This is a genomic window from Acidiphilium sp. C61 (assembly GCF_905116885.1).
GTDB lineage: Bacteria > Pseudomonadota > Alphaproteobacteria > Acetobacterales > Acetobacteraceae > Acidiphilium.
This window is the reverse complement of sequence record NZ_CAJHNI010000005.1, coordinates 3,241,064-3,266,126: the sequence shown is the minus strand read 5'-3', so window position 1 is coordinate 3,266,126 and position 25,063 is coordinate 3,241,064. Positions and strand designations below refer to the sequence as shown.

Sequence of the window (25,063 nt, the reverse complement as noted above, 5' to 3'; positions counted from 1 at the left end):
TCAAGGGCCTTCAACACGGCTCGCGTCGTTTCGTTATCGATACTTCTCTTCTCAGTATTTTCCTGCTCGACTATGCCAACACTCATTGATCACGCCCCTGCGAACGCGCCGTCGGCCCCCAATAGATGACGCAGGTGTTCTTCCGTTTGATGGACTGCTTCTCGTCCGGCGGTCTCGATTCTATAAAAGCGCTTCCGCCGTCCGCCGCGTTCGGCGGTCGCTTCTCCCCACCATGATGAAACGAGCCCCTTGCGTTCCATTCGGTCAAGGGTCGTATACAACGCTCCAATACTCGCATCGTGACCAGTCCTCTCCGAGATTCGGTCCAACAACGTGACGCCGTAAGCGTCCTCTGGCTGCTGGATCAATGTCCTGAGTACAGTAAGTTCAAAAGTTCCAAGGGTTCTACGTGGCATTTCTGTTTTGCGAATGTGTCTGCGAGGGAGTGTGTCTGCGAGGGAGTGTGTCTGCGAGGGAGTGTGTCTGCGAGGGAGTGTGTCTGCGAAAGGTCCAATGAGCTTCGTGACAATGTTTTTTACACTTTGTAGTAGATATCATCTGTAGCGATGCCGTGCAAGCAAAATGTTTGATCAGCGGGCAGTTTTCAACGGATCAACCACCGCGGCGACGAAGTTCTTTCACCGCGACACCCTTTATTATGTTTTCCCACAGCCGCCCCGCCGAGTATCGCCGGCAACCCCTTCGACCTGTGCCGCTCTCGGGGCAGCATCCCTCGACCCATTTCTCACAGCTTCTACCGCATGCCTCTGAGCGGCCCGTCTGTATAGAGACGGCCCTTTGAATTGTTCGGTGATCCACCCGGCGATCTCGGGTGCCGGTGTGAGCATGGACGGTCGGTGGCGCGGTGTGGTGCTTGTAGGACGACCGTCATGACGAGCGGGGATCGTGATGAGCGGTGCCAGTGATGCTCTCCGCGACAATCAGTGTAGACGGGACGGTGGAGCTTGATGGTGCGGGTCGGTGACCGTCTCCGTGGTGACCGGTACGCCGGACGTACCCGCCGTGACCAACCTGAGCCCGTTCATCGTCGTCATCCTCTGACCGTGCTCGCCTAAACGGTGGTTTTCGGGTCAACGCGTTATGTCTCCGAAAACCGTATCCGAAAACTGCAGAAAAAAGCTGACAGATTGTCGCGCTATCATATCCTGAAACTGGTCGTCCGAGAACGGACGGCGTGGATGAGTTTCGGGAGAACAGGATGCTTATCGGTTACGCTCGCGTCTCGACGGGTGACCAGAACCACGACCTGCAGCACGACGCCCTTCGCGCGGCCGGGTGCGACCGCATCTGGACTGAGACGGCGAGCGGGGCACGGACGGACCGACCGCAGCTGACCGCGCTGCTCGACGCGGCACGAGCCGGTGACACGCTGGTGGTCTGGCGGCTCGACCGGCTCGGTCGGTCGTTGCAGCATCTGATCAAAGTGGCCGAGGACCTCAAGCAGCGAGAGATCGCGCTTCGCAGCTTGACCGAAGGGATCGACACGACGACGACGGCAGGCCGGTTTGTCTACTCCCTTCTCGGGGCGTTGGCGCAGATGGAACGCGAGGTGTTGGTCGAGCGCACGCAAGCCGGCTTGGCAGCGGCGGCAGCGCGAGGCCGAAAGGGCGGTCGTCCGCGCGCGCTCGACGACGGCAAGGTCCGCGCGGCGCAGGCGATGCTTGCGGCGGGAACTCTCAGCGGCGCCGAGATCGCCAAACAACTCGGCGTCGCGCCATCGACGCTGTATCGGACTATCCCCGGCGGACGGCGCGCTGTGCTGGATCACGCAGCATGAACGACCGGGAAAATGGTTTTGACGACCCCGGCGAAGATCGTGATCAACCGGATCACCCGGTCAAATCGTCGCGCTACACAGCCGATCAGATCGAAGACATGCAGGACGTCGCCGCTGTTCTCGGCCTCGATCTGTCGTTCGATCCCCCCGGCGACATCAAACCCAATCTCTTCACCGACATCCTAGAGACGATGACGCCAGCGGAATACGACCGCCATCTCGACGAGATGGCCGCGCTCCTGCGAGCCGCCATTTCGGCAGCATGGGACCGAGAAGCGAAAAGACAAAAGCGGTTGCAGAAGAAGCGGAAGCGTCGTCGCCAGTGATCGACCGGGCCGATGCCGCAGGTTCCGGGGGGCCTCGAAACCGACCTCAAGAGTGATGATCGGGACCAAGTAGTCGCAGCCGGCGAATCATCTCGGCACTGTCGATCACACCGCTCCAGCGGGCTAGCAGCGGTTCCCTATTGGCGCGAATCCATGAGACGGCAGCGGCCTCGTAGGCCGGGTCCAGCGGACCCACGATGAGATGTGGTTCGGGCTGGACACCAAGGATCGCGGCGTTCGTCGCGTCCATTTGTTCGCTTGGAGAAGTCGCCACGAGCACGACCGCCCGCTGATCGGTCGACAGCATCGTCGGCAGCCAAATCGTGACCGGCAGGCCAGTAGACGACGGAAACAGGACGGCTGTCGTCCAAAAGTCGGCGTCCTCCTCCCGCCATCTATCATTGTGTTGGACGTAGATCGCTTCTGCGATGGCGAGCAGTTCCGGGCTGTCGTTGATGGCGCTGTCGTCCAAGAAACCTAGGTGTGGCGACGAGGGGCTCACCGTCTGCGAGATCGCCGCGGCAACCTCTTTGAAATCCAGACCGTCTTTTTTGAATCTCTCAACAAACGCCCACGCGATTGGCAAATCCGCGAGAGGAACGTGGCCGCCGTCCGCGAGCCTGAGCACAAGCTGCAGCTCGTACGACGTGAAGGTCAGTTCTGCACCGCGCCATGGGATGCGGTGTTCGACATGGACAATCCCATACACGCTGTCCGTGCTCGTCGTCGCCTCCATCAGGGTGCCGGATCGCTGCGCATCAGTGTGACGATCCGCGTCGCCACGGTATCGGCGGCGGCGATCAACGTCGTGTCGGCGACGTGGATGTAGCGCCGTGTCACAGTATGGCCCCGGTGCCCGAGCAGCGAGCCGATGGTCGCATCGGGCAGCCCGAGATCGGCGGCGACGCTGGCGTACGAGTGGCGCAGCACGTGCGGCGTCACGTCGCGTGGTAGCCCCGCGGCACGATAGACGACCCGCTCCCATACGCGTCGAAAATTGGCTATCGGCGCATCCCCGCCGGCCGACTTGAAGACGAATTCACCCGGCGCCATCGCCTCTATCATCTGACACGCAGTCGTGCACAGCGGTCGCATCGACGCGCCGGTCTTGGTCGCGGCAAGTCGAGCGGTTGATCGCGCCACGTCGATCTCCGCGTATCGCAGCCCGAGAACCTCGCCGCGCCGCCAGCCCGTGAGCGCGAGGAAACGGATCGCGGCGAGTGCAGGCGGCCATTCGCCCCCGGCCTCGGCCACATCCAGCGCAGTGCCGAGCGCACGGTATTCGGCGTCATCGAGCCGGCGCTCGCGGCGGCCGTCAGCCGGCTTGATCACCAGCCGGCAGGGATTGTCCTCGCGGAGCCCGCGCCGTACGGCGTACGTCATGATGGCTCCGAGCAGCCCCATCGTCCGGCTCGCGGCACCGCGTCCACCACGGACGTGCGACACGGCACGGAGCCTATCGAGCTTGACCCGTTTGTGCGTTTTGCCCGCGATGATGTCGATCATCATGCGCTCGATGTCCTGCCGCGAGATCGAGGCGACCGGCAGGTGGCCGACCAGAGGACGAATATGTGCGTCGACGCGGCAGTGGTCGGTCGCGATGGTGCTCGCGCTCTTTGCGACCCCGCGCCGCGTCAGTATCCGGCCGGCCGCGGCATCAGCGAGATACTCGTCACAGAGGTCCGCCATCGAAATCACCTGATGCTCGATCTGGCGCTCGCCGCTCGGGTCACCGCCATCGATCACGATCCGTAACAGCCTGATCGCCTCGGCCCTCGCCTCGTCCGGTGTCCATGGCGATCCATGACGGCCTATCGTGTAGGTCCGCTGCCGACCTTCCTTTGTTCGATATCGAAAAACATAGGTCGGCCGTCCACGCTGCCGGCGCGCACCGAAACCAATGACCATGGTGTCCCACACGGTCTCGCCGACTTTGAGCCCCTCGACGATCCGCAATCCAATCCGTGCGCCCAGCTTCCGTACCCCTTCGGTAGCTGGTTCTCACGGATCGGCGATTTGTCTACTGAAATCAGCGAGCATACAGCGAGCAGCAGGTGCCAAAACGCATCGCGTCCTCACCCAAAATCACGAGGATTCCCCTTCCGTCACGACGTTGACATGGCAGGGGTCACAGGTTCAATCCCTGTCGCGCCCACCACTCAAATCCGCGAAATCACACTGTTTTCTCGAAGACGGCCCGGTTGTACCTCCGGCTTTGAGGCTGTTCAGCGAGCACACAGCGAGCGACGCACGCCTTGTTTCCTGCGGTTCTCAGCCGATGGGAAGCGGAGCGAGCGGCGGCATCGAGGTGATGTCCGAGATGGTGGGATAGGTCTCGGGGACGGTCGTTCGAGGCGCCTCGGCTGGCACGACTCGGTCGCAGGTACCGGCGGTAGGAACCAGCCAGCGAGCAACCAGCGAGCAGGCGCAGCCTATAGATCACGCCGTCGTGAGGCTCGGTAGGGGCGGTTACGGACGGCAGAATGCGGCGGAACGGTCATCCCCACGGTCACCCAGACCGCCTGTCGGGCGCATCCTGACCGTCTCTGGACCGCTGCGGCGAGCGTCGACCGTGGCGTCGCGACTGCCGGCACTGGGTCGCGCGCGGCACGTGGGAGGAAGGTCATCCCCACGGTCATCCAGACCGTCGGCCGAGCGCAGGAGATGATCTCGGCGCCGCTGGCGCTCTGGATCATCAAGCCGGACGCTCGCCGCTGAACGGTCCCGCGAGCCGTCCTTCGGCCGTGTCCATCGGCACGCGATGCGCACGTCGATAATCGCGAGGATGTTCGGCGCATCGGATTCCGACATGGCGTCGCCCGAGAGGCCGGATCGATCCGAGAGATGCTCATCCACACCATCACCCAGATCGTCTTGCGGGAGCGCCTTGACCGTCTCGACACCGGTGCCGCGAGGAACCGGAGCGGCGGTGTCATGGCGCGCGAGAGCCGGCGGGAGGACGCGCGAGGTAGGGCGCGATGGTCACCCTCACGGTCGCAGGGACCGTCTTCCCGAGCGCCTGAGATCATCTCGGCGCCGCTGGCGCTCTGGATCATCGGCCCGGACGCCGCGAGATGAACGGTTCCGAGACCGTCTCCATGAGCATGCGCCGATGACCACGCCGATATTCGGCGCACCGGATTCCGTCATGTGGTCTGGCATGAGGGTTGGCGCGATCCGCGCGAGATGATCACTCCCACGGTCACCGAGACCGTCTTCCTGAGCGCTTCCCGACGATCCCCGGATCGCGGCGCGTCACAGAGGATCGCCTGCGCGCTGTGACGGACGGTATCCGCGACCGGCTGCCGAAAGCATCGATCATGGTTGGGTGATGATCGTGTCCGTCGGCGATCACCGCTTCCTCCGGTGATCGCCTCGGGTGCCCCTACGCCGCCTTCTGCGGGTGAGCCTCAATGTGGACCCGCGTGTACGAGAGCGACGCGAGCCTTGCGTTCGACCATTCGCGGATGGTCTCGCCCATCGAGACAGCGTACTGCGGCGCCTGTTCTGTGGCCGCGTGACACCGATTCCTGCGTGTCTCGGCGAGATCGATGATCGCCGTGGTGGCCGTCGGTTCGTCCATGAGGTCCTCGGCGTCGTTCTCGTGGTTGACCGGGGCCTGCATCCCCGTGACCTCGAAGCACGCCAGCGGGCCGTGCATCTGTTCGAGTTGGTCACGCAGCCAATCGATGCGACCCGGCATGCACAGCGCCTCGCGCTTCTTCTGGCGTGCGCCCCGCGCCTGATACCGGATCAGGAATGCAGACGGGGACAAATCCATATAAGTAGTAATTATAGGGGTTTGTCCCCGTGTGACCTGCGCGCGCCGCAGCGCCTTCTTCGCGGCCTCCTCGGAACAGAACAGGTCCGGATAGACACGGCAGGCGTCCGAAGGCGACAGGAGCGCCGCACCGCGCCCGAGCATCTTCTCGACGACATCCGGTGTGATCTCGCGCCACGACGTCAACGTATCCACCGAGAACGGCAGGACGACATCGTTGAGCACGAAGATGCGTGCCGGATTGTCCGCCGTTCGGTTGACGCCGCGAGCACGCCCGACCGCCTGAATCACTTCTGCGTCCGTGATCGCGCGCCGGATGCTTTCGAGTGAGGGATCGACGAAACCCTTCCGAGAAATCGGTTCGCCACGACCATCACGCATCAGGATGTAATCGACGACGTCCGTCAGCTCGGTGATCTCGGGATGCATGCCGGTCAGCGCGACCGCATGGTCACGGTGAGTATGTTGCGTCGCGAGCGGTCGGCCGATCACGAATAGACAGTCCACCACGCCGAAAGCATCGAGACCGGCGATGGCATTGAAATGTGCCACATCGACGCCGGGGATGCCGGTGAATTCGGCTTCTGCGCCGTGATACGTGATCACCAAGCCGGTGCCGTCACCCACCTGCAGCCGAATGAAATCCCGGATGTTACGGATGCGACGGGCGCGCCGTCTGTCCTCGGCGGTGCCCCCCTCGGTAGGAAGCACGGACGTCTTGCCAAAACCACCTGTGAGGAGACCTTTCTTGTCGACCGTCGGGAGCACTTGCGTCACATGCTGATGCGGCGTGGCGGCGCGCAATGAGGCCGTCAGACGCATGTGCGGAAGGAAAGCCCTGACCTGATCAAGGGCCAGTGTGGCATCGAGGTGTAGGATGGGAAGCCGCGAGAGGGCCTCATTGACCTGATGTCGTCCGTACAGGGCCAGCTTCGCCTGCCTGCCCGAAGAGCAACGTTCCTCGATCTTCTGCAGCCGACCGTCCTCCGCGCCGGAGAGCATCGCCTCGATGGCACGCCACATCTCTGCACGGCGCGCGAGAGTGCGGTTCACAGCAGCCTTGTCCAAGGCCGCTTCCCGATCCGCGGCGCTCATCGTCGGCCGGAGTAGGCGTGTCGTGTCCACCTTGCGCGCCCACTCCAGCTTGGCTGCCGCCTGCGCGTCGGCGATGGTCAGCAGGCCGTTGAAGGATGCGGAGGTTAGGAACTCATTTTCGGCCGCGGCGGCCGCTGCACGCTCGACGATGGTGCACCAGCCATAGAGCTTGCGGGTCCCACTCGGATCGGCGGCGCCGTTCGCGAGGACCGGATTGCGACGTACATCGGAGGCGAACGATGAAAGGGTAATGTCACGCTTCTTTTGTACGCCACGCTGCCAGAACCCTTCGTCTACGACCACAATGCCGAAATCGCTGACCGAAATCGGGATCGGCGCAAACAGCGCGTTGGTGGCCGCGATGATGACGTCGGCGGATGCGGCGGCTTGCTTCTGCTGCAAGTACTGACAGCCACCCCGAAACGGGCACTGCGGCCCTCCCTGAGTGCCGCAGACAGTCTTTCCCACGTCGGCGTGGACGGCTTGCGCTTCATTGATCGCGTCGAGGTCACGGCACATTGTCTGACCCGAGCCGGGATCAATGGTATCGCGACCGCGCCAGATGATAGCTTTGATCCCGAGCAGCCTGAACTCCTTCAGTGTCTCATCCGCGAGCCTATGGTGGGGCACGAGCCAGAGCACCCGGTGCGGGCTCCCGGCCGCGCGCGCCTCAGATATGAAGCGGTGCACCTCTCGTCGCACGGCGGAGGATTTTCCAAGGCCAACATCGACGTGCATGGCGAAATGAAGACCGGCTACGCCGGCGTCACCGCTTCCGCTTCGGTGCCACGTCAGAACTTTGTCGATGACGTTCTGGATCTCCCGCACCATTTTGACGCGGACCGCCGCCGCGCTGGCAAGAGCCGGTTCGTGGCGCGGTCCATGGAAACCCGGCACCCGGAGTTTGGCGCACAGAGCGTGGATCGGCCAGTTGGCCGGGTTCCCGGCTTCGAGCCGAGCGTTGATGGCGGTGGGATCGATGACTTCACCCGCGTTCGACTTCGCAGCAATCTGATCGCAGACCGCCGCGATATGCTTCTCGTACTGCTCCGGGGTCATCAGAAATCAGCGTCCATGATGACCTGATCGGCGGGAACCCCGGCCGATGCGGGCGCATGTTCAAGACGGGCCGAGGAGAGCTTCGCGCGGAAGCTGGGCGTCAGGTAGCCGGGCTCGGCCTCCTTCACGCGGTTGAGAAGATGGCCGAAATCGTGCCGCAGCGCGCCACCGTGGCGAAAGGCACACCATTTCTCGTCGACGGACCGGTGCCGGTAGGCTGGGCTCTTGCGGCTGTACTCGTGAGCGAGATCGCGGCCACGGGCGCTGCCACCGGTCGCGCGATAGATGGCAGACAGCACAGCGACCCAGTCATCGTAGCCCGTGTCAGCCGGGAGGTGGGCCACGATGTCGGCGACATCGTTGTCGGTGTAGTCGCTGCGCTCGCGGCCGTGCGGTGCCCACGGTTCCGGGTCTGTCGTCTTCGGCTCATCGTCGCCGATGCCGAAGATCGTGCGGCACCGGGAGAGGAACTCGGCGATCTGGACCGCCTTGATCAGAGGCAGGGTCTCACGCGGAACCCGCGCGAGACCGTCATCCGAGCGGCCCTCAGGCGTGATCCATTCGACGACTCCGAGATCGGGATGGATGCCGTGGACCATGCACTGTTGGCCGAGGCCGAGGATTTCGACCTTGTAGCCGTCGACCTTACCCACCTTCTGCTTTCTCGACTCGCCTTCGGCGCGGTACAGCGCGAGATATCGAGGCGAGGTATGGCCGCGAACGCGCTTTGCCGGCGACGGTCCGAGCGTGTCGAGCAGCGCGGCCGTTACCTCGTCGGCGGCATCCGGATCATCAACATCCACGTCGACGGCGTAGAGGCCGGCGCAGAGAATACCGCTGTTCCAGTCGCGAGCCGTGATCGGATCGGTCCACTCTGTTTGGCCAGCACGGGCACGGGCCTTGGTCGGCCAATCGTGCTCCGAGGGGACCTTCTCGGCACTGGCGAGAGGAACTGGAAGGTAACCACAGCGAAAAATAGAGGACCGGAAATACCGCGCTTCTCCCGCCAAGATCAAATGCAGTTCGGCGTCTGAAGCTGATGAAAAATTTCGATCATTGTCAGCGCCGTCATAAATAGAAGTGTTCATCAAAATAATGCCCAATCAATGCGCCCGGCGTGTCTGCGCCGGGCGTAGTCTTCTGTCAGTTCGTCTCGAAAAAGCCGCTCGTGGCTGTACGCTTGGGGACAGTGTACCCGGCGTCGATCCACGCTTGCACTTCGGTCGCGTCGTACCGAATCAGCCGCCCAACGCGGTAGAACGGCGGTCCGTAACCACGGGCCGCAGCGTTATCCAGCGTTGAACGGGCGATTCCCAAAATTTGGGACAAATTGTCCCGCGTGAGCCAGTTCGTGGTTCGAAAATCCATTTTTCGTCTAATTCCGGCATTTTACCCGAGGCCGAATTGCCTCGTCCATATCTATTTAGCTCGCGATCTTCTCCCACCTGCGCCGGCCGCGAACGGGTCTGCGTCCCAGTCGTCACATTTGGTTCGGCTTACGCTGACACCACCCTCACTCGGCCGGGGATCGCCGTATCGCCGAACAACGCGCCGGTGAAGAATCATTCAAGAACGTCGATCTGTGGAGCCGGCGTGACCTCTTCGTCCAATGCCCACGATAAGTGGTCCGCTGGTCATGTCGGCCCCGGCTCCTCATGTCGAGTTCGGTGCGCTTGCAATACAATTACGGCACTAATAGAACGGCGCTTTGTTGAGGTGTGCCATTGGATGCAGGTGCAAGGGACTCGTAATGCGCCGTCTGAAATTGGTCTTTCGTGCTATCGCGTACGTCGCAAGCATTGGTCTGGTCGGCTGCACGATGATAGGCGGATGGATTCCCGGCACGATCTATAGCAACGACGGGACTGTCCTGAGCTTCTCCATCCAAAAGGAGTTCCACACGGGCGGCATGAAGGCATTCAATCAAAAGACTGGCGAAGCCTTCACAGGTTCATACGTCGGCGTTTTGCCTTCAGCCCAAGCGAGTTCTTTCGGCGTCGCAAACGTAGGTGGCGGTGTTCCCTCAGGCGAAAGTTTCACTACTGTCCGCTCGAACATGGCCAATGCGAGGGGTTTCCTGCACGGCGACAAGGGAACGATGCTAACCTGCAGCATGCAGATTCAGGCGGGGCTCAATCCGCATGGTATCGGGACTTGCACCGACAATCACGACGAGCACTACGATCTGCAGTTCTGAGAGGAGCAGGGGGCTTGGGGTGCTCTCTTTCCGACGACATGCCCTGCGGGCTGTCCCGTTACATAGGAAGCCGCGACGTGCTCGTCTGCGTTCACTTTTGAATTTGTATCTAAAAAATAGGCTTGGCTGCTATTTCCAGCCACTTCACCAACGCGCCGAATGCATGATGAAGTGCCGGGTCGAGACTCGCGAGCCATGCGACCGCTCCCCCCCCTACAATGCTTCCTGCGGTTGCCATTGCCGCGTCTATCGCCTTGTTGAGCTTTTCCGCGCCCCACTTTGCAGTTGCAATGATCGCATTCCGGAGGGGCGACGCCCACCGCTTAACAAATGCGATGGTCGGCTTGGATTTTGACAGTTCGGCGCTGAGTTCTGCGGCGGCATGACGCAGTTCCTCAAGGTTGGCGCCCTCATCTTCTGCAGCTTCGGACTCACTGGCCGGTGGCCGATTGTGGCCAATGCCGATAGGTCGAACCTGATCCAGTTCTGCGCGAAGTTGTTCAACCGCGGCCCGCGCTTCTGCACGAGCGGTACGTTCGCCGAGCGTTCCGTACTCAGCGCTAGGTTCGTCTAGAAAGACATCCAGAGCGATAGGTTCGTCGGGGGGGGCAGTTTCGTCATAATCTTCACGTGTAGGCTTCGAAGCCCAATCGACCGTGCCTTCAGCTTCTATCTCCTGCACCGCTTCGTCGATGAGCCCTTCTGAAACCAAACTCCCAAACTTCGTATATAGCACGTCACGCGCGTCATGCGGCCCTCCCCAAATCCAGAGGTAGCCGCCTTCGGCGCTTTGATAGGGTGTGCGTTCGGCGGGGTCCTCGTAGTTTTGGCCAAACCACTCAATCATTAGCTCCAGCTTTTGCGCCTTCCGCATTCGCCGAAAGGCCGTTCGAGATATGCCAGACGCGGAACCGTCTTCTAAAAATGGGCGATGTTCGGTCATCGTGGGGCCATTGGGTCAAAGTGTAGCACTGCTGCCTGCACATAGACTATCGGGTTGCCCTGCGCCACACTGGCCCTTGATCAGGTCAGGGCTTTCCTTCCGCACATGCGTCTGACGGCCTCATTGCGCGCCGCCACGCCGCATCAGCATGTGACGCAAGTGCTCCCGACGGTCGACAAGAAAGGTCTCCTCACAGGTGGTTTTGGCAAGACGTCCGTGCTTCCTACCGAGGGGGGCACCGCCGAGGACAGACGGCGCGCCCGTCGCATCCGTAACATCCGGGATTTCATTCGGCTGCAGGTGGGTGACGGCACCGGCTTGGTGATCACGTATCACGGCGCAGAAGCCGAATTCACCGGCATCCCCGGCGTCGATGTGGCACATTTCAATGCCATCGCCGGTCTCGATGCTTTCGGCGTGGTGGACTGTCTATTCGTGATCGGCCGACCGCTCGCGACGCAACATACTCACCGTGACCATGCGGTCGCGCTGACCGGCATGCATCCCGAGATCACCGAGCTGACGGACGTCGTCGATTACATCCTGATGCGTGATGGTCGTGGCGAACCGATTTCTCGGAAGGGTTTCGTCGATCCCTCACTCGAAAGCATCCGGCGCGCGATCACGGACGCAGAAGTGATTCAGGCGGTCGGGCGTGCTCGCGGCGTCAACCGAACGGCGGACAATCCGGCACGCATCTTCGTGCTCAACGATGTCGTCCTGCCGTTCTCGGTGGATACGTTGACGTCGTGGCGCGAGATCACACCGGATGTCGTCGAGAAGATGCTCGGGCGCGGTGCGGCGCTCCTGTCGCCTTCGGACGCCTGCCGTGTCTATCCGGACCTGTTCTGTTCCGAGGAGGCCGCGAAGAAGGCGCTGCGGCGCGCGCAGGTCACACGGGGACAAACCCCTATAATTACTACTTATATGGATTTGTCCCCGTCTGCATTCCTGATCCGGTATCAGGCGCGGGGCGCACGCCAGAAGAAGCGCGAGGCGCTGTGCATGCCGGGTCGCATCGATTGGCTGCGTGACCAACTCGAACAGATGCACGGCCCGCTGGCGTGCTTCGAGGTCACGGGGATGCAGGCCCCGGTCAACCACGAGAACGACGCCGAGGACCTCATGGACGAACCGACGGCCACCACGGCGATCATCGATCTCGCCGAGACACGCAGGAATCGGTGTCACGCGGCCACAGAACAGGCGCCGCAGTACGCTGTCTCGATGGGCGAGACCATCCGCGAATGGTCGAACGCAAGGCTCGCGTCGCTCTCGTACACGCGGGTCCACATTGAGGCTCACCCGCAGAAGGCGGCGTAGGGGCACCCGAGGCGATCACCGGAGGAAGCGGTGATCGCCGACGGACACGATCATCACCCAACCATGATCGATGCTTTCGGCAGCCGGTCGCGGATACCGTCCGTCACAGCGCGCAGGCGATCCTCTGTGACGCGCCGCGATCCGGGGATCGTCGGGAAGCGCTCAGGAAGACGGTCTCGGTGACCGTGGGAGTGATCATCTCGCGCGGATCGCGCCAACCCTCATGCCAGACCACATGACGGAATCCGGTGCGCCGAATATCGGCGTGGTCATCGGCGCATGCTCATGGAGACGGTCTCGGAACCGTTCATCTCGCGGCGTCCGGGCCGATGATCCAGAGCGCCAGCGGCGCCGAGATGATCTCAGGCGCTCGGGAAGACGGTCCCTGCGACCGTGAGGGTGACCATCGCGCCCTACCTCGCGCGTCCTCCCGCCGGCTCTCGCGCGCCATGACACCGCCGCTCCGGTTCCTCGCGGCACCGGTGTCGAGACGGTCAAGGCGCTCCCGCAAGACGATCTGGGTGATGGTGTGGATGAGCATCTCTCGGATCGATCCGGCCTCTCGGGCGACGCCATGTCGGAATCCGATGCGCCGAACATCCTCGCGATTATCGACGTGCGCATCGCGTGCCGATGGACACGGCCGAAGGACGGCTCGCGGGACCGTTCAGCGGCGAGCGTCCGGCTTGATGATCCAGAGCGCCAGCGGCGCCGAGATCATCTCCTGCGCTCGGCCGACGGTCTGGATGACCGTGGGGATGACCTTCCTCCCACGTGCCGCGCGCGACCCAGTGCCGGCAGTCGCGACGCCACGGTCGACGCTCGCCGCAGCGGTCCAGAGACGGTCAGGATGCGCCCGACAGGCGGTCTGGGTGACCGTGGGGATGACCGTTCCGCCGCATTCTGCCGTCCGTAACCGCCCCTACCGAGCCTCACGACGGCGTGATCTATAGGCTGCGCCTGCTCGCTGGTTGCTCGCTGGCTGGTTCCTACCGCCGGTACCTGCGACCGAGTCGTGCCAGCCGAGGCGCCTCGAACGACCGTCCCCGAGACCTATCCCACCATCTCGGACATCACCTCGATGCCGCCGCTCGCTCCGCTTCCCATCGGCTGAGAACCGCAGGAAACAAGGCGTGCGTCGCTCGCTGTGTGCTCGCTGAACAGCCTCAAAGCCGGAGGTACAACCGGGCCGTCTTCGAGAAAACAGTGTGATTTCGCGGATTTGAGTGGTGGGCGCGACAGGGATTGAACCTGTGACCCCTGCCATGTCAAGGCAGTGCTCTCCCGCTGAGCTACGCGCCCGCCGATGCGGTGCACCGGGTATTACAGGCCGCCGCCCCGCGATGCAAGAGGGTCGGAGCCGGTCAGCGCGGCGCCATCCGCAAGGCACCATCCAACCGAATTGTTTCACCGTTCAGCATCGTGTTCCCGATGATATGGCAGACCAGCGCGGCATATTCCGACGGCCGTCCGAGTCGCGGCGGAAACGGTACGGCGGCGCCGAGGGTGTGTTGCGCCTCGTCCGGCAGGCCGGCCATCATCGGGGTTTCGAACACGCCGGGCGCGATCGTCATCACCCGGATTCCGTTGCGCGCCAACTCCCGCGCCAGCGGCAGCGTCATGCCGGCCACCCCGGCCTTCGAGGCGGCATAGGCGGCCTGGCCGATCTGCCCGTCGAACGCCGCGATCGAGGCGGTGTTCACGATCACCCCGCGCTCGCCGCCCTCATCCGGCGCACCTTCCGCCATCGCCGCGGCGGCGAGGCGGATAATGTTGAACGTGCCGATGAGGTTTACCGAAATCACCCGTGCGAACCGCTCGAGCGATGCCGGCCCGTCGCGTCCCAGCACCTTCTCGCCCAGCACGATTCCGGCGCAGTTCACCAGCCCGTGCAGCCCGCCAAACGCCGCCCGCGCAGTCGCGACAGCAGCCTCCGCCTGGCCGGCATCCGTCACATCCGTCCGCACGAACCGCGCGGCCGCTCCAAGTTCCGCCGCCAGCGCCATGCCCGGCCCCTCGGCCACATCCGCAAGCATCACGCGCCCGCCCTGCGCGGCAAGTGCACGCGCCGCGGCCGCACCAAGCCCGGAGCCACCGCCGGTGATCAGAAATACCCTGTCGCGAATGTCCATTTTTACTCCACCCCGTCAGATTGCCCGGCGTGCCATCATGCCTGGGCGCCGCCCTCGCCCGAGGCCAACTCTGGAAATGCGCTCTCGGCGAAGCGCACCACCTCGCCCGCCAGCCCAGCCTCGCCGCCCGCCTCGCCGCGCCGCAGCTGCACGCGCCGGATCTTCCCCGAAATCGTTTTAGGCAGATCGGTGACGAACACGATCTCGCGGATGCGCTTGAACGGCGCCAGCCGCGCTCGCGCATGCCGGAAGATCGACAGCGCGGTCGCCCGGTCCGCCACCGCGCCGGGCACCAGCGCGACATAGGCGACCGGCACCGAGAGGCGGATCTCGTCCGGCTTCGGCACCACCGCCGCCTCGGCGACGCTGGCGTGCTCGATCAGCACGCTCTCAAGCTCGAACGGGCTGATCCGGTAATCGGACGACTTGAACACGTCATCCGCGCGCCCGACAAAGGTGAGATAGCCATCGGCGTCGATCTGAGCGACATCGCCGGTCCGGTAATAGGCGCCGTCGGTGCCGCGCAGCGCGCCGGTTGCGGCATCGACATAGCCGCGCATTAGCCCGGCCGGCCGCGCCGCGCCGAGCGGCAGCGCCACCTCGCCCTCGGTCACCGAATCGTTCGCCTGGTCGAGAATGGCGATGCGATAGCCCGGCAGCGGCCTCCCCATCGACCCCGGCTTCACCGCCTGGCCCGGCGAATTGCCGATCTGCGCGGTCGTCTCGGTCTGGCCGTAGCCATCGCGGATCGTCAGCCCCCACATCGCCCGCACCCGGTCGATGATCTCGGCGTTCAGCGGCTCGCCGGCGCAGGCCAACTCGCGCAGTGCTACCTTCCATTGTGCGAGATCGTTCTGGATCAGCAGCCGCCAGACCGTCGGCGGCGCGCAGAGCGTCGTCACCTTGCAGCGGACCAGCGTATCGAGCAGCGCCTTCGCCTCGAAGCGCGGCTGGTTGACGATGAACACCGTCGCCCCCGCGTTCCACGGCGCGAAGAAACTGCTCCAGGCGTGCTTCGCCCAGCCCGGCGATGAAATGTTCAGATGCACATCCCCCGGCTGCAACCCGATCCAGTACATCGTCGAGAGGCTGCCGACCGGATAGGAATAGTGCGAATGCAGAACGAGTTTCGGCTTCGCCGTGGTACCCGAGGTGAAATAGAGCAGCAGAGGATCATCCGCCCGCGTCGGCCCGTCCGGCACGAAATCGGCGCTCTCGCCCCCCGGCGCGTAGGGCGTCCACCCATCGGGCGCGCCGCCGATCGCGATCCGCTGGAACGAGCCTGCCACCGCGTCGAACTTCGCCGCCTGGTCCGCCGTCGTCACCACGAAACGCGCCGCTCCGCGTTCCACCCGGTCCTGCAACTCCTCAGGCGTCAGCAGGGTCGTTGCCGGAATCACCACCGCGCCGAGCTTGATCGCCGCCAGCATCACATCCCAGAGCGGCACGACATTGCCGAGCAGCAGGATCAGCCGGTCGCCCCGCCGCACGCCCTGGGCGCGGAGGAAATTCGCCGTCCGGTTCGAGCGGGCGGACAATTCGGCGAAGCTCAGCCGCACGTCCTCCCCGCCTGCCGGATCGGCGATCCACAGCGCCGGGCGCTGCGCGCTGCCAGCATCGCGGGCGAGATGCGCGTCGAACCAGTCGAGCGCCCAGTTGAAATCCCGCGCCTCCGGCCAGCGGAATCCGGCGGAGGCGACGGCAAGATCGGTCCGGTGGTCGAGAAGGAACTGCCGCGCGGCGATGAAGTCGGTCATGGACGTTTCCTTTGTTCTGGTTCCGCGCCTCGGCACCGCTCAGGCGGGTTTCGACGCCGCCGAGATCGCCCGGAAGATCGCGGAAAAATCCTCGCCGCCATGCCCGGCTTCGGCGAAGGCGGCGTAGATGTCGCGCGCATGGCGGCCGAGCGCGGTCTCGGTCCCGGTCGCCGCCGACGCCTCCATCGCGAGGCCAAGATCCTTCAGCATCAGTGCTGCGGCGAAGCCCGGCCGGTATTCGTGGTTCGCCGGGCTCGCCGGCACCGGCCCCGGCACCGGGCAATAGGAGGTCAGCGACCAGCACTGGCCCGAGGCAGTGGAAGCCACGTCGAACAGTTTCTGCCGGTCGAGCCCAAGCCGGTCGGCCAGGGCAAAAGCCTCGCTCACCGCGATCATTGAGATGCCGAGGATCATGTTGTTGCAGATTTTCGCCGCCTGCCCGGCCCCGGCCCCGCCGCAATGCACGATGCGCCGGCCCATCGCCGCCAGCAGCGGCTCGCCGCGCTCGAACGCCTCGGCGCTGCCGCCGGCCATGAAAGTCAGCGTCCCCGCGCTGGCCCCGCCCACCCCGCCGGAGACCGGCGCATCGAGCGACAGCATGCCCCGCCCCGCCGCCACCGCGTGCGCGGCACGGGCAGAATCGACATCGATCGTCGAGCAGTCGATGAACAGCGTGCCGGCCCGCGCTGCCGGCAGAATGCCGTCCGCCGCCTCATAGACCGCGCGTACGATCGGGCCGGAAGGCAGCATGGTGATCACCGCATCGGCGTCGCGCGCCGCATCGGCGGCAAGCTCGACGATCGTCACACCTGCCGCCGCCGCCGCCTCGCGCGCAGCAGGCACGGTGTCGAAGCCGAGCACAGCATGGCCCGCGCGGACCAGATTGGCGGCCATCGGGCCGCCCATGTTGCCCAGGCCGATGAATCCGATCCGTGCCATGCGTGTCCTCCTGTCAGGTTGTTAGTGCGTCGAGCCCCAGCTCGTCGGCGCCGAGCGGCGCGAAATATGCATCGAGCGCGTCATCGTCCACCGCTTCGAGCGTCGCCGGCTGCCAGCGTGGATTGCGGTCCTTGTCGACGAGCTGCGCCCGCACGCCCTCGACGAAATCATGCGCGGCGACACAGCGCACCGCGACGCGGAATTCGCGGTCGATCGCGGTTTCCACCTTCGCATCGCCCCGCGCCGCACGCACGAGGCGCAGGCTGAGCTTCACCGAGGTCGGCGACATCCGCCTGATCGTTGCGGCTGCCTCGCGCGCCGCCGGTTCGGCATGCGCCTCCAGCGCCGCGAGAATTGCCTCCGCTGTCGGCGCCTTGTAGCAATCGTCGATCCAGGTGCGCGCTGCGAGCAGCGGCGAGGCCGGCGCAGCCGTCGCGAAGGCAGCGATGCAGTCATCGACATCGGCGCCATCGACCAGCGCCGCGAGAGCCGCTGTCAGCGCCGGCAGATGCCGGCTTTCCACATAATGATCGGCGATGCCGCACGAGACCGCATCGGCGCCGGTCATCCGGTGCGCGGTCAGTGCCGCGTGAATGCCGGTCTCGCCCGGCATCCGCCCGAGCAGGAAGGTGCCGCCGACATCCGGCACGAAGCCGATGCCGACCTCCGGCATCGCCAGCATCGTCCGCTCGGTGACGATGCGGTGCGACCCGTGCGCCGAAATGCCGACGCCGCCGCCCATCACGATCCCGTCCATCAGTGCCACGAAGGGTTTCGGATAATTCGCGATATGCGCGTTCATCCTGTATTCGTCGCCAAAGAACGGAAAGGCGAGGCGTTCGCCGCCGCTCTTCGCCGCATCGTACAGCGCGCGGATATCGCCGCCCGCGCAGAGCCCGCGCTCGCCGCGCCCGTCCACCATCACGAAGGCGACGGAAGGATCATCCGCCCAGCGCAGCAGTGCCGCGTCGATCGCCACTTCCATGTCGTGCGTCAGCGCGTTCAGCGCCCGCGGCCGGTTCAGGCTGATCCGGCCGACCCGCCCCTCGATCCGGATGTCGACATCCGCGGTGATCTCCCCGCTCATGCGTTCCGCCCGACCAGGCCGCGCGCAACGATCAGTCTCATGATTTCGTTCGTCCCTTCCAGAATCTGATGCACCCGCAGATCGCGCACGATCTTCTCGATGCCGTATTCGGCGAGATACCCGTAGCCGCCGAACAGTTGCAGCGCGTTGTTGGCAACGTTGAAACCGGTATCGGTGGCGATCCGCTTCGCCATCGCACAGCGCCGCGTCGCGTCCGCCTCGCCGCGGTCGAGTGAAGCTGCAGCCGACCACAGGAAGATCCGCGCCGCCTCCAGCTCGGTCGCCATATCCGCAAGCCGGAACTGCAACGCCTGGAAATCTTCCAGCCGCCGGCCAAATGCCTCGCGCTCGCCCATGTATCGCTGCGCCTTCTCCAGCGCCGCCTGCGCGCCGCCGAGCGAACAGGCGCCAATATTCACCCGCCCGCCATCGAGCCCGCTCATCGCGATGCGGAACCCCTCGCCTTCCGCGCCGAGCCGGAAGCGCGCCGGAATACGGCAGGATTCGAAAATCACCTGGCGGGTCGGCTGCGCGTTCCAGCCCATTTTCCGTTCGTTGGCGCCGAAGCCCAGACCCTTGGCATCCTTCGGCACCAAGAAGGAGGAAATCCCGCGCGGCCCGGCGCCGCCGCTGCGCGCCATCACCAGGTAAAGGTCGGTTGCCCCCGCACCCGAGATGAACTGCTTGACGCCGTCGAGCACGTAATCATCGCCATCGCGCACCGCCTTCGTCTTCAGCGCCGCCGCATCCGATCCCGCGCCCGGCTCGGTCAGACAGTAGCTGGCGAGATGCTCCATGCTCACCAGCGCCGGCAGCAGGTTCCGGCGCTGCGCGTCGTCACCGAACCGGTCGACCATCCAGGCCACCATGTTGTGGATCGACATATAGGCCGAAACCGCGGGGCAGCCGGTCGCCAGTGCCTCGAAGATCAACGCCGCGTCGAGCCGGGTCAGCCCCGAGCCGCCGCTCTCCTCGCGCACATAGATCCCGCCCATGCCGAGGGCGGCACCCTCGCGGATCACGTCGACAGGAAAATGCTTCGCCTCGTCCCAGGCAACCGCGTGCGGTGCGAGCCGCTCATCGGCGAAGCCGCGCGCCATCTCGGCAATCGCGCGCTGCGCCTCATCGAGCGCGAATTGCGGCGTTGCGTCGGATGGCGTCGTGGCGTTCATTGGTTCCTCCCGAAAGCGGCGTCTCCGTCAGCCGATCGGCTCGGGCACGACGGTCTTGACGATCGTCGCATCCAGCGCCTCGAACCCGGCATAGTCGATGGTCTCGTACAATTCGGCGCGCGTCAGCATCGCCTCGACGCAGTTCTGCGCACCGCCATCGCGCCTGATCGCGGTGTAGAGAGTTTCCACCGCCTTCGCCGAAACCCGCAGCGAGGTGACCGGCCAGATCACCATCCGGTAGCCCATTTCCTCGAACTCGGCGGCGGTGAAGAACGGCGTGCGGCCGAACTCGGTCATGTTGGCGAGCAGCGGCACGCCGGGCATCCGGCGGGCGAATTCGCGGAACATATCGGCGCTGTAGAGCGCTTCGGGGAAAATCGCATCCGCCCCGGCCTCGACATACATCTTCGCCCGGGCCACCGCGCCGTCCATCCCCTCGCTCGCCGCGGCATCGGTGCGCGCGATGATGTAGAGATTCCGGCGCGCATGGGCGGCCGCCGCCACCTTCGCCGCCATGTCGCGCGCATCGGCGAGCTTCTTGTCGTTCAGATGGCCGCATTTCTTCGGCAGCAGCTGGTCCTCGATATGCACGGCGCCCGCACCGGCATCCTCGAAGCTGCGCACCATGTGCATCACGTTGAGCGCCTCGCCATAGCCGGTGTCGCCATCGACGACCACCGGAAGGCCGGAGGCCCGCGCCACCTGGCGGACGAAGAAACACACTTCGTCGACGGTGATGATGCCGAGATCCGGCAGCCCCATCGAGGCGGTCATCGCCGCCCCGGAGAGATAACACGCCTCGAACCCGGCCCGCATCGCCTGGCGCCCGGCAAGCCCGTTATGCGCGCCCGGAATATGCACGATCGGCCCGCGCTCGACGAGTTCGCGGAAGCGCAGCCCGGCGGCGCGCTCCGGCAGGCCGGATGCTTGCAGATAGCTCATCGAACCCTCCTCAGCCGCGCTTTTCGAGCGGCACGAACTTGCGATCCTCCGGCCCTACGTAATTGGCCGAGGGACGAATGATCTTGTTGTCGGCGCGCTGTTCCATCACGTGCGCGCTCCAGCCGGCGGTCCGCGCGATCACGAAGAGCGGCGTGAACATCGCGGTCGGCACACCCATCATGTGGTACGACACGGCCGAGAACCAGTCGAGATTTGGGAACATCCGCTTCGCGTCGTGCATAACGCTCTCGATCCGCGCGGCGATGTTGAACATCTTCATCGATCCCGCCTGCTCCGAGAGCGACTGGGCGACGCGCTTGATCACCACGTTGCGCGGATCGGCGATGGTATAGACCGGATGGCCAAAGCCGATGATGACCTCGCGCGCCTCGATGCGCCGGCGGATATCCGCCTCCGCCTCGTCAGGGTCGGCGTAGCGCTTCTGCACCTCGAAGGCGAACTCGTTGGCGCCGCCATGCTTCGGCCCGCGCAGCGCACCGATGCCGGCAGTGATCGCCGAATGGATGTCAGACCCGGTGCCGGCGACGACGCGCGCGGCGAAGGTCGAGGCGTTGAATTCATGTTCAGCATACAGGATGAGCGAGGTATGCATCGCCCGCACCCAGGCATCGACCGGCCGCCGGCCGTGCAGCAGGTGCAGGAAATGCGCGCCGATCGACCCATCGTCGGTCTCGACCTCGATGCGACGGCCATTGGTGCTGAAATGATACCAGTAGAGCAGCATCGAGCCGAGTGAGGCGATCAGCCGGTCCGCCACGTCGCGCGCACCGGCCGGGTTGTGGTCGTGCGCCTCCGGCAGCACGCAGCCCAGGGCGGAGACGCCGCTGCGCATGACGTCCATCGGGTGCGCCGCCGCCGGCAGCGCCTCCATCACCTTGCGCACCGCATCCGGCAGCCCGCGCAGCGCCTGCAGTTTCGCGAGATAGGCCGAAAGCTCCGCCGAGGTGGGCAGCGTGCCATGGATGAGCAGATGCGCGATCTCCTCGAAGCTGCACGTCTCGGCAATGTCGAGAATGTCATAGCCGCGGTAATGCAGGTCGTTGCCGCTGCGGCCGACGCTGCACAGCGCGGTATTACCCGCGGCAACCCCCGAAAGGGCGACCGACTTCTTCGGCTTCGGCGCCGTCGTGGTCTCGCTCATGCTGTCTGTTCCTTGCGTCTCAGAAGATGCCCGGCTTGCCTTCGAGCAGCGCGCCCGCGGGCAAGGCGACATTCAGCCGGTCGAGCTCGCCCGCCGGCAGCCGCGCCAGGTCCTGCACCGCTTCAAGGAAGCGGGCGGCTTCGCGCGGCGAGATGATGCCGTCGGTCAGCGTCTCGAACTTGCGGATATAGTCCGCGCGCTCGAAGGGGCGGGCGCCGAGCGAATGCGCGTTGGCCACCGCCAGTTCGTCGACCAGCGTGCTACCATCCTTGAACCGGATCTCGACGCGGCCGCCGAAGGCCTTCTCGGCCGGATCGGTGGCGTGGTAGCGGCGCGTCCATTCCGGGTCCTCGGCGGTTTCGATCTTGTGCCACAGCGCCACCGTATCCGCCCGCCGCGCCCGCTTCGGCGCGTAGCTGTCGACATGGTGCCAGGTGCCATCCTGGAGCGCGACCGCAAAGATATACATGATGGAGTGGTCGAGCGTTTCGCGGCTCGCCTTCGGGTCCATCTTCTGCGGGTCGTTCGCCCCGGTTCCGATCACGTAATGGGTATGGTGCGAGGTGTGGATCGTGATCTTTTCGATCGCATCGAAATTCTCGATCTGCTCGCGCATCCGGAAAGCGAGGTCGATCAGCGCCTGGCTCTGATACTCGGCCGAATGCTCCTTGGTGTAGCTGTCCATGATCGCGCGCTTGGCCTCGCCCTTGCCCGGCAGCGGCACATGATAGACTGCGTCCTTGCCGCCCAGCATCCAGGCGATCACGCTGTCCTCGCCCTCATAGATCGGGCTCGGCGCGCCCTCGCCACGCATCGCGCGGTCGACCGCCTCGATCGCGAGCTTGCCGGCATGGGCGGGTGCGAAGGCCTTCCACGAGCTGATCTCGCCCTTGCGGCTCTGCCGCGTGGTGAAGCTGACATGCACCGCCTGCTGCACCGCCTGGAAGATCGTCTCCTGCTTCAGCCCGAGCAGCGCGCCGATGCCTGCCGCTTGCGCCGGGGCGAGATGCGCGATGTGATCCTTCTTCCATTCGTGCAGGCAGATCGCCCGCACGAGGTTGATCTGGATCTCGTACCCGGTCGCGATGCCGCGGATCAGGTCGCGCCCGGAGCGCTCCATCACCTGGCCGACCGCGAGGATCGGCGGAATATTGTCGCCCGGGTGCGAATAGTCGGCGGCGAGGAAGGTGTCGTGATAATCGAGCTCGCGCACCGCCGTGCCGTTTGCCCAGGCCGCCCATTCCGGGCTCACCGTCTTGCGCGCCGGCAGGCCGAACACCGTCGCCCCGCCGCGTTTCGCATGGCCGAGCGCCATGGCCCGCGCCGAAACCACCGGCCCGCGATTGACCGAAGCCACCGCCACCGCCGCGTTGTCGATGATCCGGTTGATGATCATCGCCGTCACGTCCTTGTCGACGGTCACCTTGTCCGCCGCCACGCCGGCGATCTTCCAGGCCAGCTGATTATCGCGCTTGAGCAGCGATTTCGAGGGGTGAACACGGACTTCGTGAAGTTTCATGGCGGTTCCGCTCGTGGTTGCAGGATGATGACTAGTCGCAATAGACCCGGCACTTCGCAGATGACAAGCGAATTGCAGCAAGTTGGATCAAAGCACCGCGACGGTATTGCAAATTTTGTGAATTCACCCGTCCGCACCCACGGCGCGGGCCCGCATCGCCTTCTTGTCGAGCTTGCCGACAGAGGTCTTGTCGAGGGCCTCGACATGAACCACCCGGTCGGGCACCGCGTATCGCGAGATCGCGCCGGCATCGGCGCGGGCCTGGACATGACTGCGCAGCGCCGCCTCGTCGGCCTCCATGCCCGCGCGAAGCACGACGAAAGCCACCGGGCGCTCGCCCCAGCGCTCGTCGGGAATGCCGACCACCGCCGCCTCGGAGACGGCCGGATGGGTGAGCAGGATCTCCTCCAGCCCGATCGAGGAAATCCACTCCCCGCCGGTCTTGATCACGTCCTTCACCCGGTCGACGATCCGCAGATATCCATCCGTGTCGATCGTGCCGATATCGCCGGTATGCAGCCAGCCGCCGCGCCACAGCGCCGCCGATGCTTCCGGGTTTCCGGCATAGCCGGGGGTGAGCGCAGGGGTGCGCGTCACCACCTCGCCGACCGACCTGCCGTCATGCGGCACGTCGTTCATCTCGTCGTCGACGATGCGCACCTCGACCAGCGGCCCCGGCAGGCCCGCCGCCATCCGATAGCCGATCTCGGCCTCGACCCGGTCCGGCAGCGTGTCGAGAATATCGCCGCGCAACTGCGCCAGCGTCATCACCGGGCAGGTTTCGGACATGCCATATCCGGCATAGATGTCGATCCCACGCGCCAGCGCCTCCTCACAGAGCGGGCGCGGCAGCGCCGAACCGCCGATGACGACGCGCCAGCGGCTGAAATCCGCCGCTTTCCCAGCCGGCGCGTTGAGAAGCATGTGCATGATCGTCGGCACGCAATGCGAAACCGTGACCTTCTCCTCCGCCAGGAGGCGCAGCACGGTGTCGGGCTGGAACCGGCCGACATAGACCTGCTGCATGCCGAGCATCGTCGCCGCATAGGGAAACCCCCAGGCGTGGACATGAAACATCGGCGTCAGCGGCATGTAGACATCCTCGCGGGAGAGGCCGCCATTCAGTCCAGAAACATTGATCCCGGTCAGCACCATCAGCGTGTGCAGCACGAGCTGGCGGTGGGTGAACATCACCCCCTTGGGCAGGCCGGTCGTGCCCGTCGTGTAGAAGGTCGTCGCCAGCGTGTCCTCGTCGAATTCCGGAAACGCGGCGAGCGGCGCCGTCGCCGCCAGCATCGTTTCATACTCGCCGGCGAAACCCTCCGGCACGGCGCTCTCGTCGTCGCGGATCAGCACCACCTTGCGCAGCTTCGGCAGCTGCTCGCGGATCGCCGCCAGAACCGGCAGGAAATCCGCGTGCACGAACAGGATTTCCGCCCCGGAATGATCGATCGTGTAGGCGATCTGCTCGGGGCTGAGGCGGATATTCACCATCATCAGCACAGCGCCGGCCATCGGCACCGCGAAATAGGCCTCGAGATAGCGGTGGCTGTCCCAGTCCATGAAGGCGACGCGCGTGCCCATGCCGGCGCCGAGTTCGCCCAGAAGACCGCCGAACCGGTGCACGCGGGCGGCGAATTGCGAATAGGTCAGCCGCGTGTCCCCGCGATAGACGATCTCCCGACGGCTTGCCTGCGCGATCGGCATCTTCAGCAACTGGCCGATCAGCAGCCGGTAGCGGAACGGTTCGTACGCCTCGTTCATGGGTCACATCCTCCGGTTCGCCCCCGATTGGCAGGAGGGCTTGCGCCCCATAGGATAGACGCGTATC

The 25,063-nt window shown here is 64.9% G+C and carries 20 protein-coding genes and 1 tRNA gene; 4 read left to right on the top strand and 17 right to left on the bottom strand.

Annotated features, from left to right (window positions below; all coding sequences use genetic code 11):
* Positions 1 to 89: 89 nt before the first annotated feature.
* A complete protein-coding gene (locus HUW10_RS18735; RefSeq protein ID WP_174502153.1) occupies positions 90 to 416 on the bottom strand; it encodes a PadR family transcriptional regulator in 327 nt (108 codons plus the stop codon).
* Positions 417 to 1,219: 803 nt separating this feature from the next.
* On the opposite strand from HUW10_RS18735, the gene HUW10_RS18065 reads away from it, so the two are divergent.
* Positions 1,220 to 1,798 (top strand): recombinase family protein, encoded by a 579-nt coding sequence (locus tag HUW10_RS18065; RefSeq protein ID WP_174502147.1) that lies wholly within the window; start codon positions 1,220 to 1,222, stop codon positions 1,796 to 1,798.
* Positions 1,795 to 2,124 (top strand): hypothetical protein, encoded by a 330-nt coding sequence (locus HUW10_RS18060; RefSeq protein WP_174502146.1) that lies wholly within the window; start codon positions 1,795 to 1,797, stop codon positions 2,122 to 2,124. The genes HUW10_RS18065 and HUW10_RS18060 overlap by 4 nt, the downstream gene beginning before the upstream one ends.
* Positions 2,125 to 2,170: 46 nt before the next feature.
* Here HUW10_RS18060 and HUW10_RS18055 read toward each other — a convergent pair whose 3' ends face one another.
* From HUW10_RS18055 to HUW10_RS18730, 5 genes are all read right to left on the bottom strand, one after another.
* Entirely contained in the window at positions 2,171 to 2,860 is a 690-nt protein-coding gene (locus tag HUW10_RS18055) for a hypothetical protein (RefSeq protein WP_174502145.1), read from the bottom strand.
* The gene (locus HUW10_RS18050) at positions 2,860 to 4,080 is read right to left on the bottom strand and encodes a site-specific integrase (protein WP_174502144.1); all 1,221 of its coding nucleotides are present in this window, start codon (positions 4,078 to 4,080) and stop codon (positions 2,860 to 2,862) included. Before HUW10_RS18050 ends, HUW10_RS18055 begins: the two co-directional genes overlap by 1 nt.
* Positions 4,081 to 5,509: 1,429 nt before the next feature.
* Positions 5,510 to 8,059, bottom strand: coding sequence for a hypothetical protein (locus HUW10_RS18045; RefSeq protein ID WP_174502143.1), 2,550 nt, complete (start codon positions 8,057 to 8,059; stop codon positions 5,510 to 5,512).
* Complete coding sequence (locus tag HUW10_RS18040; protein WP_174504730.1) at positions 8,059 to 9,162, bottom strand: PriCT-2 domain-containing protein; 1,104 nt, start codon at positions 9,160 to 9,162, stop codon at positions 8,059 to 8,061. The genes HUW10_RS18045 and HUW10_RS18040 overlap by 1 nt, the downstream gene beginning before the upstream one ends.
* Positions 9,163 to 9,202: 40 nt before the next feature.
* Positions 9,203 to 9,427 (bottom strand): AlpA family transcriptional regulator, encoded by a 225-nt coding sequence (locus tag HUW10_RS18730; protein WP_174504729.1) that lies wholly within the window; start codon positions 9,425 to 9,427, stop codon positions 9,203 to 9,205.
* A 382-nt stretch (positions 9,428 to 9,809) separates the two neighbouring features.
* On the opposite strand from HUW10_RS18730, the gene HUW10_RS18030 reads away from it, so the two are divergent.
* Positions 9,810 to 10,256 carry a hypothetical protein gene (locus HUW10_RS18030; protein ID WP_174502140.1) on the top strand — a complete coding sequence of 149 codons (447 nt, stop codon included), beginning with the start codon at positions 9,810 to 9,812 and terminating at the stop codon, positions 10,254 to 10,256.
* A 109-nt stretch (positions 10,257 to 10,365) separates the two neighbouring features.
* Here the strand turns inward: HUW10_RS18030 and HUW10_RS18025 are convergent, their stop codons facing one another.
* On the bottom strand, positions 10,366 to 11,199 hold the full coding sequence (locus HUW10_RS18025) for a hypothetical protein (protein ID WP_174504728.1): 834 nt from the start codon (positions 11,197 to 11,199) through the stop codon (positions 10,366 to 10,368).
* Between the two features lie 105 nt (positions 11,200 to 11,304).
* On the opposite strand from HUW10_RS18025, the gene HUW10_RS18020 reads away from it, so the two are divergent.
* Entirely contained in the window at positions 11,305 to 12,522 is a 1,218-nt protein-coding gene (locus tag HUW10_RS18020; RefSeq protein ID WP_174502139.1) for a hypothetical protein, read from the top strand.
* 1,227 nt (positions 12,523 to 13,749) lie between these two features.
* On the opposite strand, the gene HUW10_RS18015 is transcribed toward HUW10_RS18020, so the two are convergent.
* From HUW10_RS18015 to HUW10_RS17970, 10 genes are all read right to left on the bottom strand, one after another.
* Positions 13,750 to 13,824: transfer RNA gene (locus HUW10_RS18015), tRNA-Val, on the bottom strand.
* A gap of 62 nt (positions 13,825 to 13,886) precedes the next feature.
* The gene (locus HUW10_RS18010; RefSeq protein ID WP_174504727.1) at positions 13,887 to 14,654 is read right to left on the bottom strand and encodes an SDR family NAD(P)-dependent oxidoreductase; all 768 of its coding nucleotides are present in this window, start codon (positions 14,652 to 14,654) and stop codon (positions 13,887 to 13,889) included.
* Positions 14,655 to 14,689: 35 nt separating this feature from the next.
* Positions 14,690 to 16,411 carry an AMP-binding protein gene (locus HUW10_RS18005; RefSeq protein WP_174504726.1) on the bottom strand — a complete coding sequence of 574 codons (1,722 nt, stop codon included), beginning with the start codon at positions 16,409 to 16,411 and terminating at the stop codon, positions 14,690 to 14,692.
* Between the two features lie 39 nt (positions 16,412 to 16,450).
* On the bottom strand, positions 16,451 to 17,350 hold the full coding sequence (gene mmsB / locus HUW10_RS18000) for a 3-hydroxyisobutyrate dehydrogenase (protein ID WP_174504725.1): 900 nt from the start codon (positions 17,348 to 17,350) through the stop codon (positions 16,451 to 16,453).
* Between the two features lie 13 nt (positions 17,351 to 17,363).
* Complete coding sequence (locus HUW10_RS17995; protein WP_174504724.1) at positions 17,364 to 18,437, bottom strand: enoyl-CoA hydratase/isomerase family protein; 1,074 nt, start codon at positions 18,435 to 18,437, stop codon at positions 17,364 to 17,366.
* Positions 18,434 to 19,609, bottom strand: a complete 1,176-nt coding sequence (locus tag HUW10_RS17990) for an acyl-CoA dehydrogenase family protein (RefSeq protein WP_174504723.1) — start codon at positions 19,607 to 19,609, stop codon at positions 18,434 to 18,436. The genes HUW10_RS17995 and HUW10_RS17990 overlap by 4 nt, the downstream gene beginning before the upstream one ends.
* A 27-nt stretch (positions 19,610 to 19,636) precedes the next feature.
* The gene (prpB, locus tag HUW10_RS17985) at positions 19,637 to 20,551 is read right to left on the bottom strand and encodes a methylisocitrate lyase (RefSeq protein WP_174504722.1); all 915 of its coding nucleotides are present in this window, start codon (positions 20,549 to 20,551) and stop codon (positions 19,637 to 19,639) included.
* A gap of 10 nt (positions 20,552 to 20,561) precedes the next feature.
* Positions 20,562 to 21,713 carry a 2-methylcitrate synthase gene (gene prpC, locus HUW10_RS17980; protein ID WP_174504721.1) on the bottom strand — a complete coding sequence of 384 codons (1,152 nt, stop codon included), beginning with the start codon at positions 21,711 to 21,713 and terminating at the stop codon, positions 20,562 to 20,564.
* Positions 21,714 to 21,732: 19 nt separating this feature from the next.
* The gene (locus HUW10_RS17975; RefSeq protein ID WP_174504720.1) at positions 21,733 to 23,232 is read right to left on the bottom strand and encodes an MmgE/PrpD family protein; all 1,500 of its coding nucleotides are present in this window, start codon (positions 23,230 to 23,232) and stop codon (positions 21,733 to 21,735) included.
* 123 nt (positions 23,233 to 23,355) lie between these two features.
* Complete coding sequence (locus HUW10_RS17970; protein ID WP_174504719.1) at positions 23,356 to 24,996, bottom strand: fatty acid--CoA ligase; 1,641 nt, start codon at positions 24,994 to 24,996, stop codon at positions 23,356 to 23,358.
* Positions 24,997 to 25,063 lie beyond the last annotated feature (67 nt).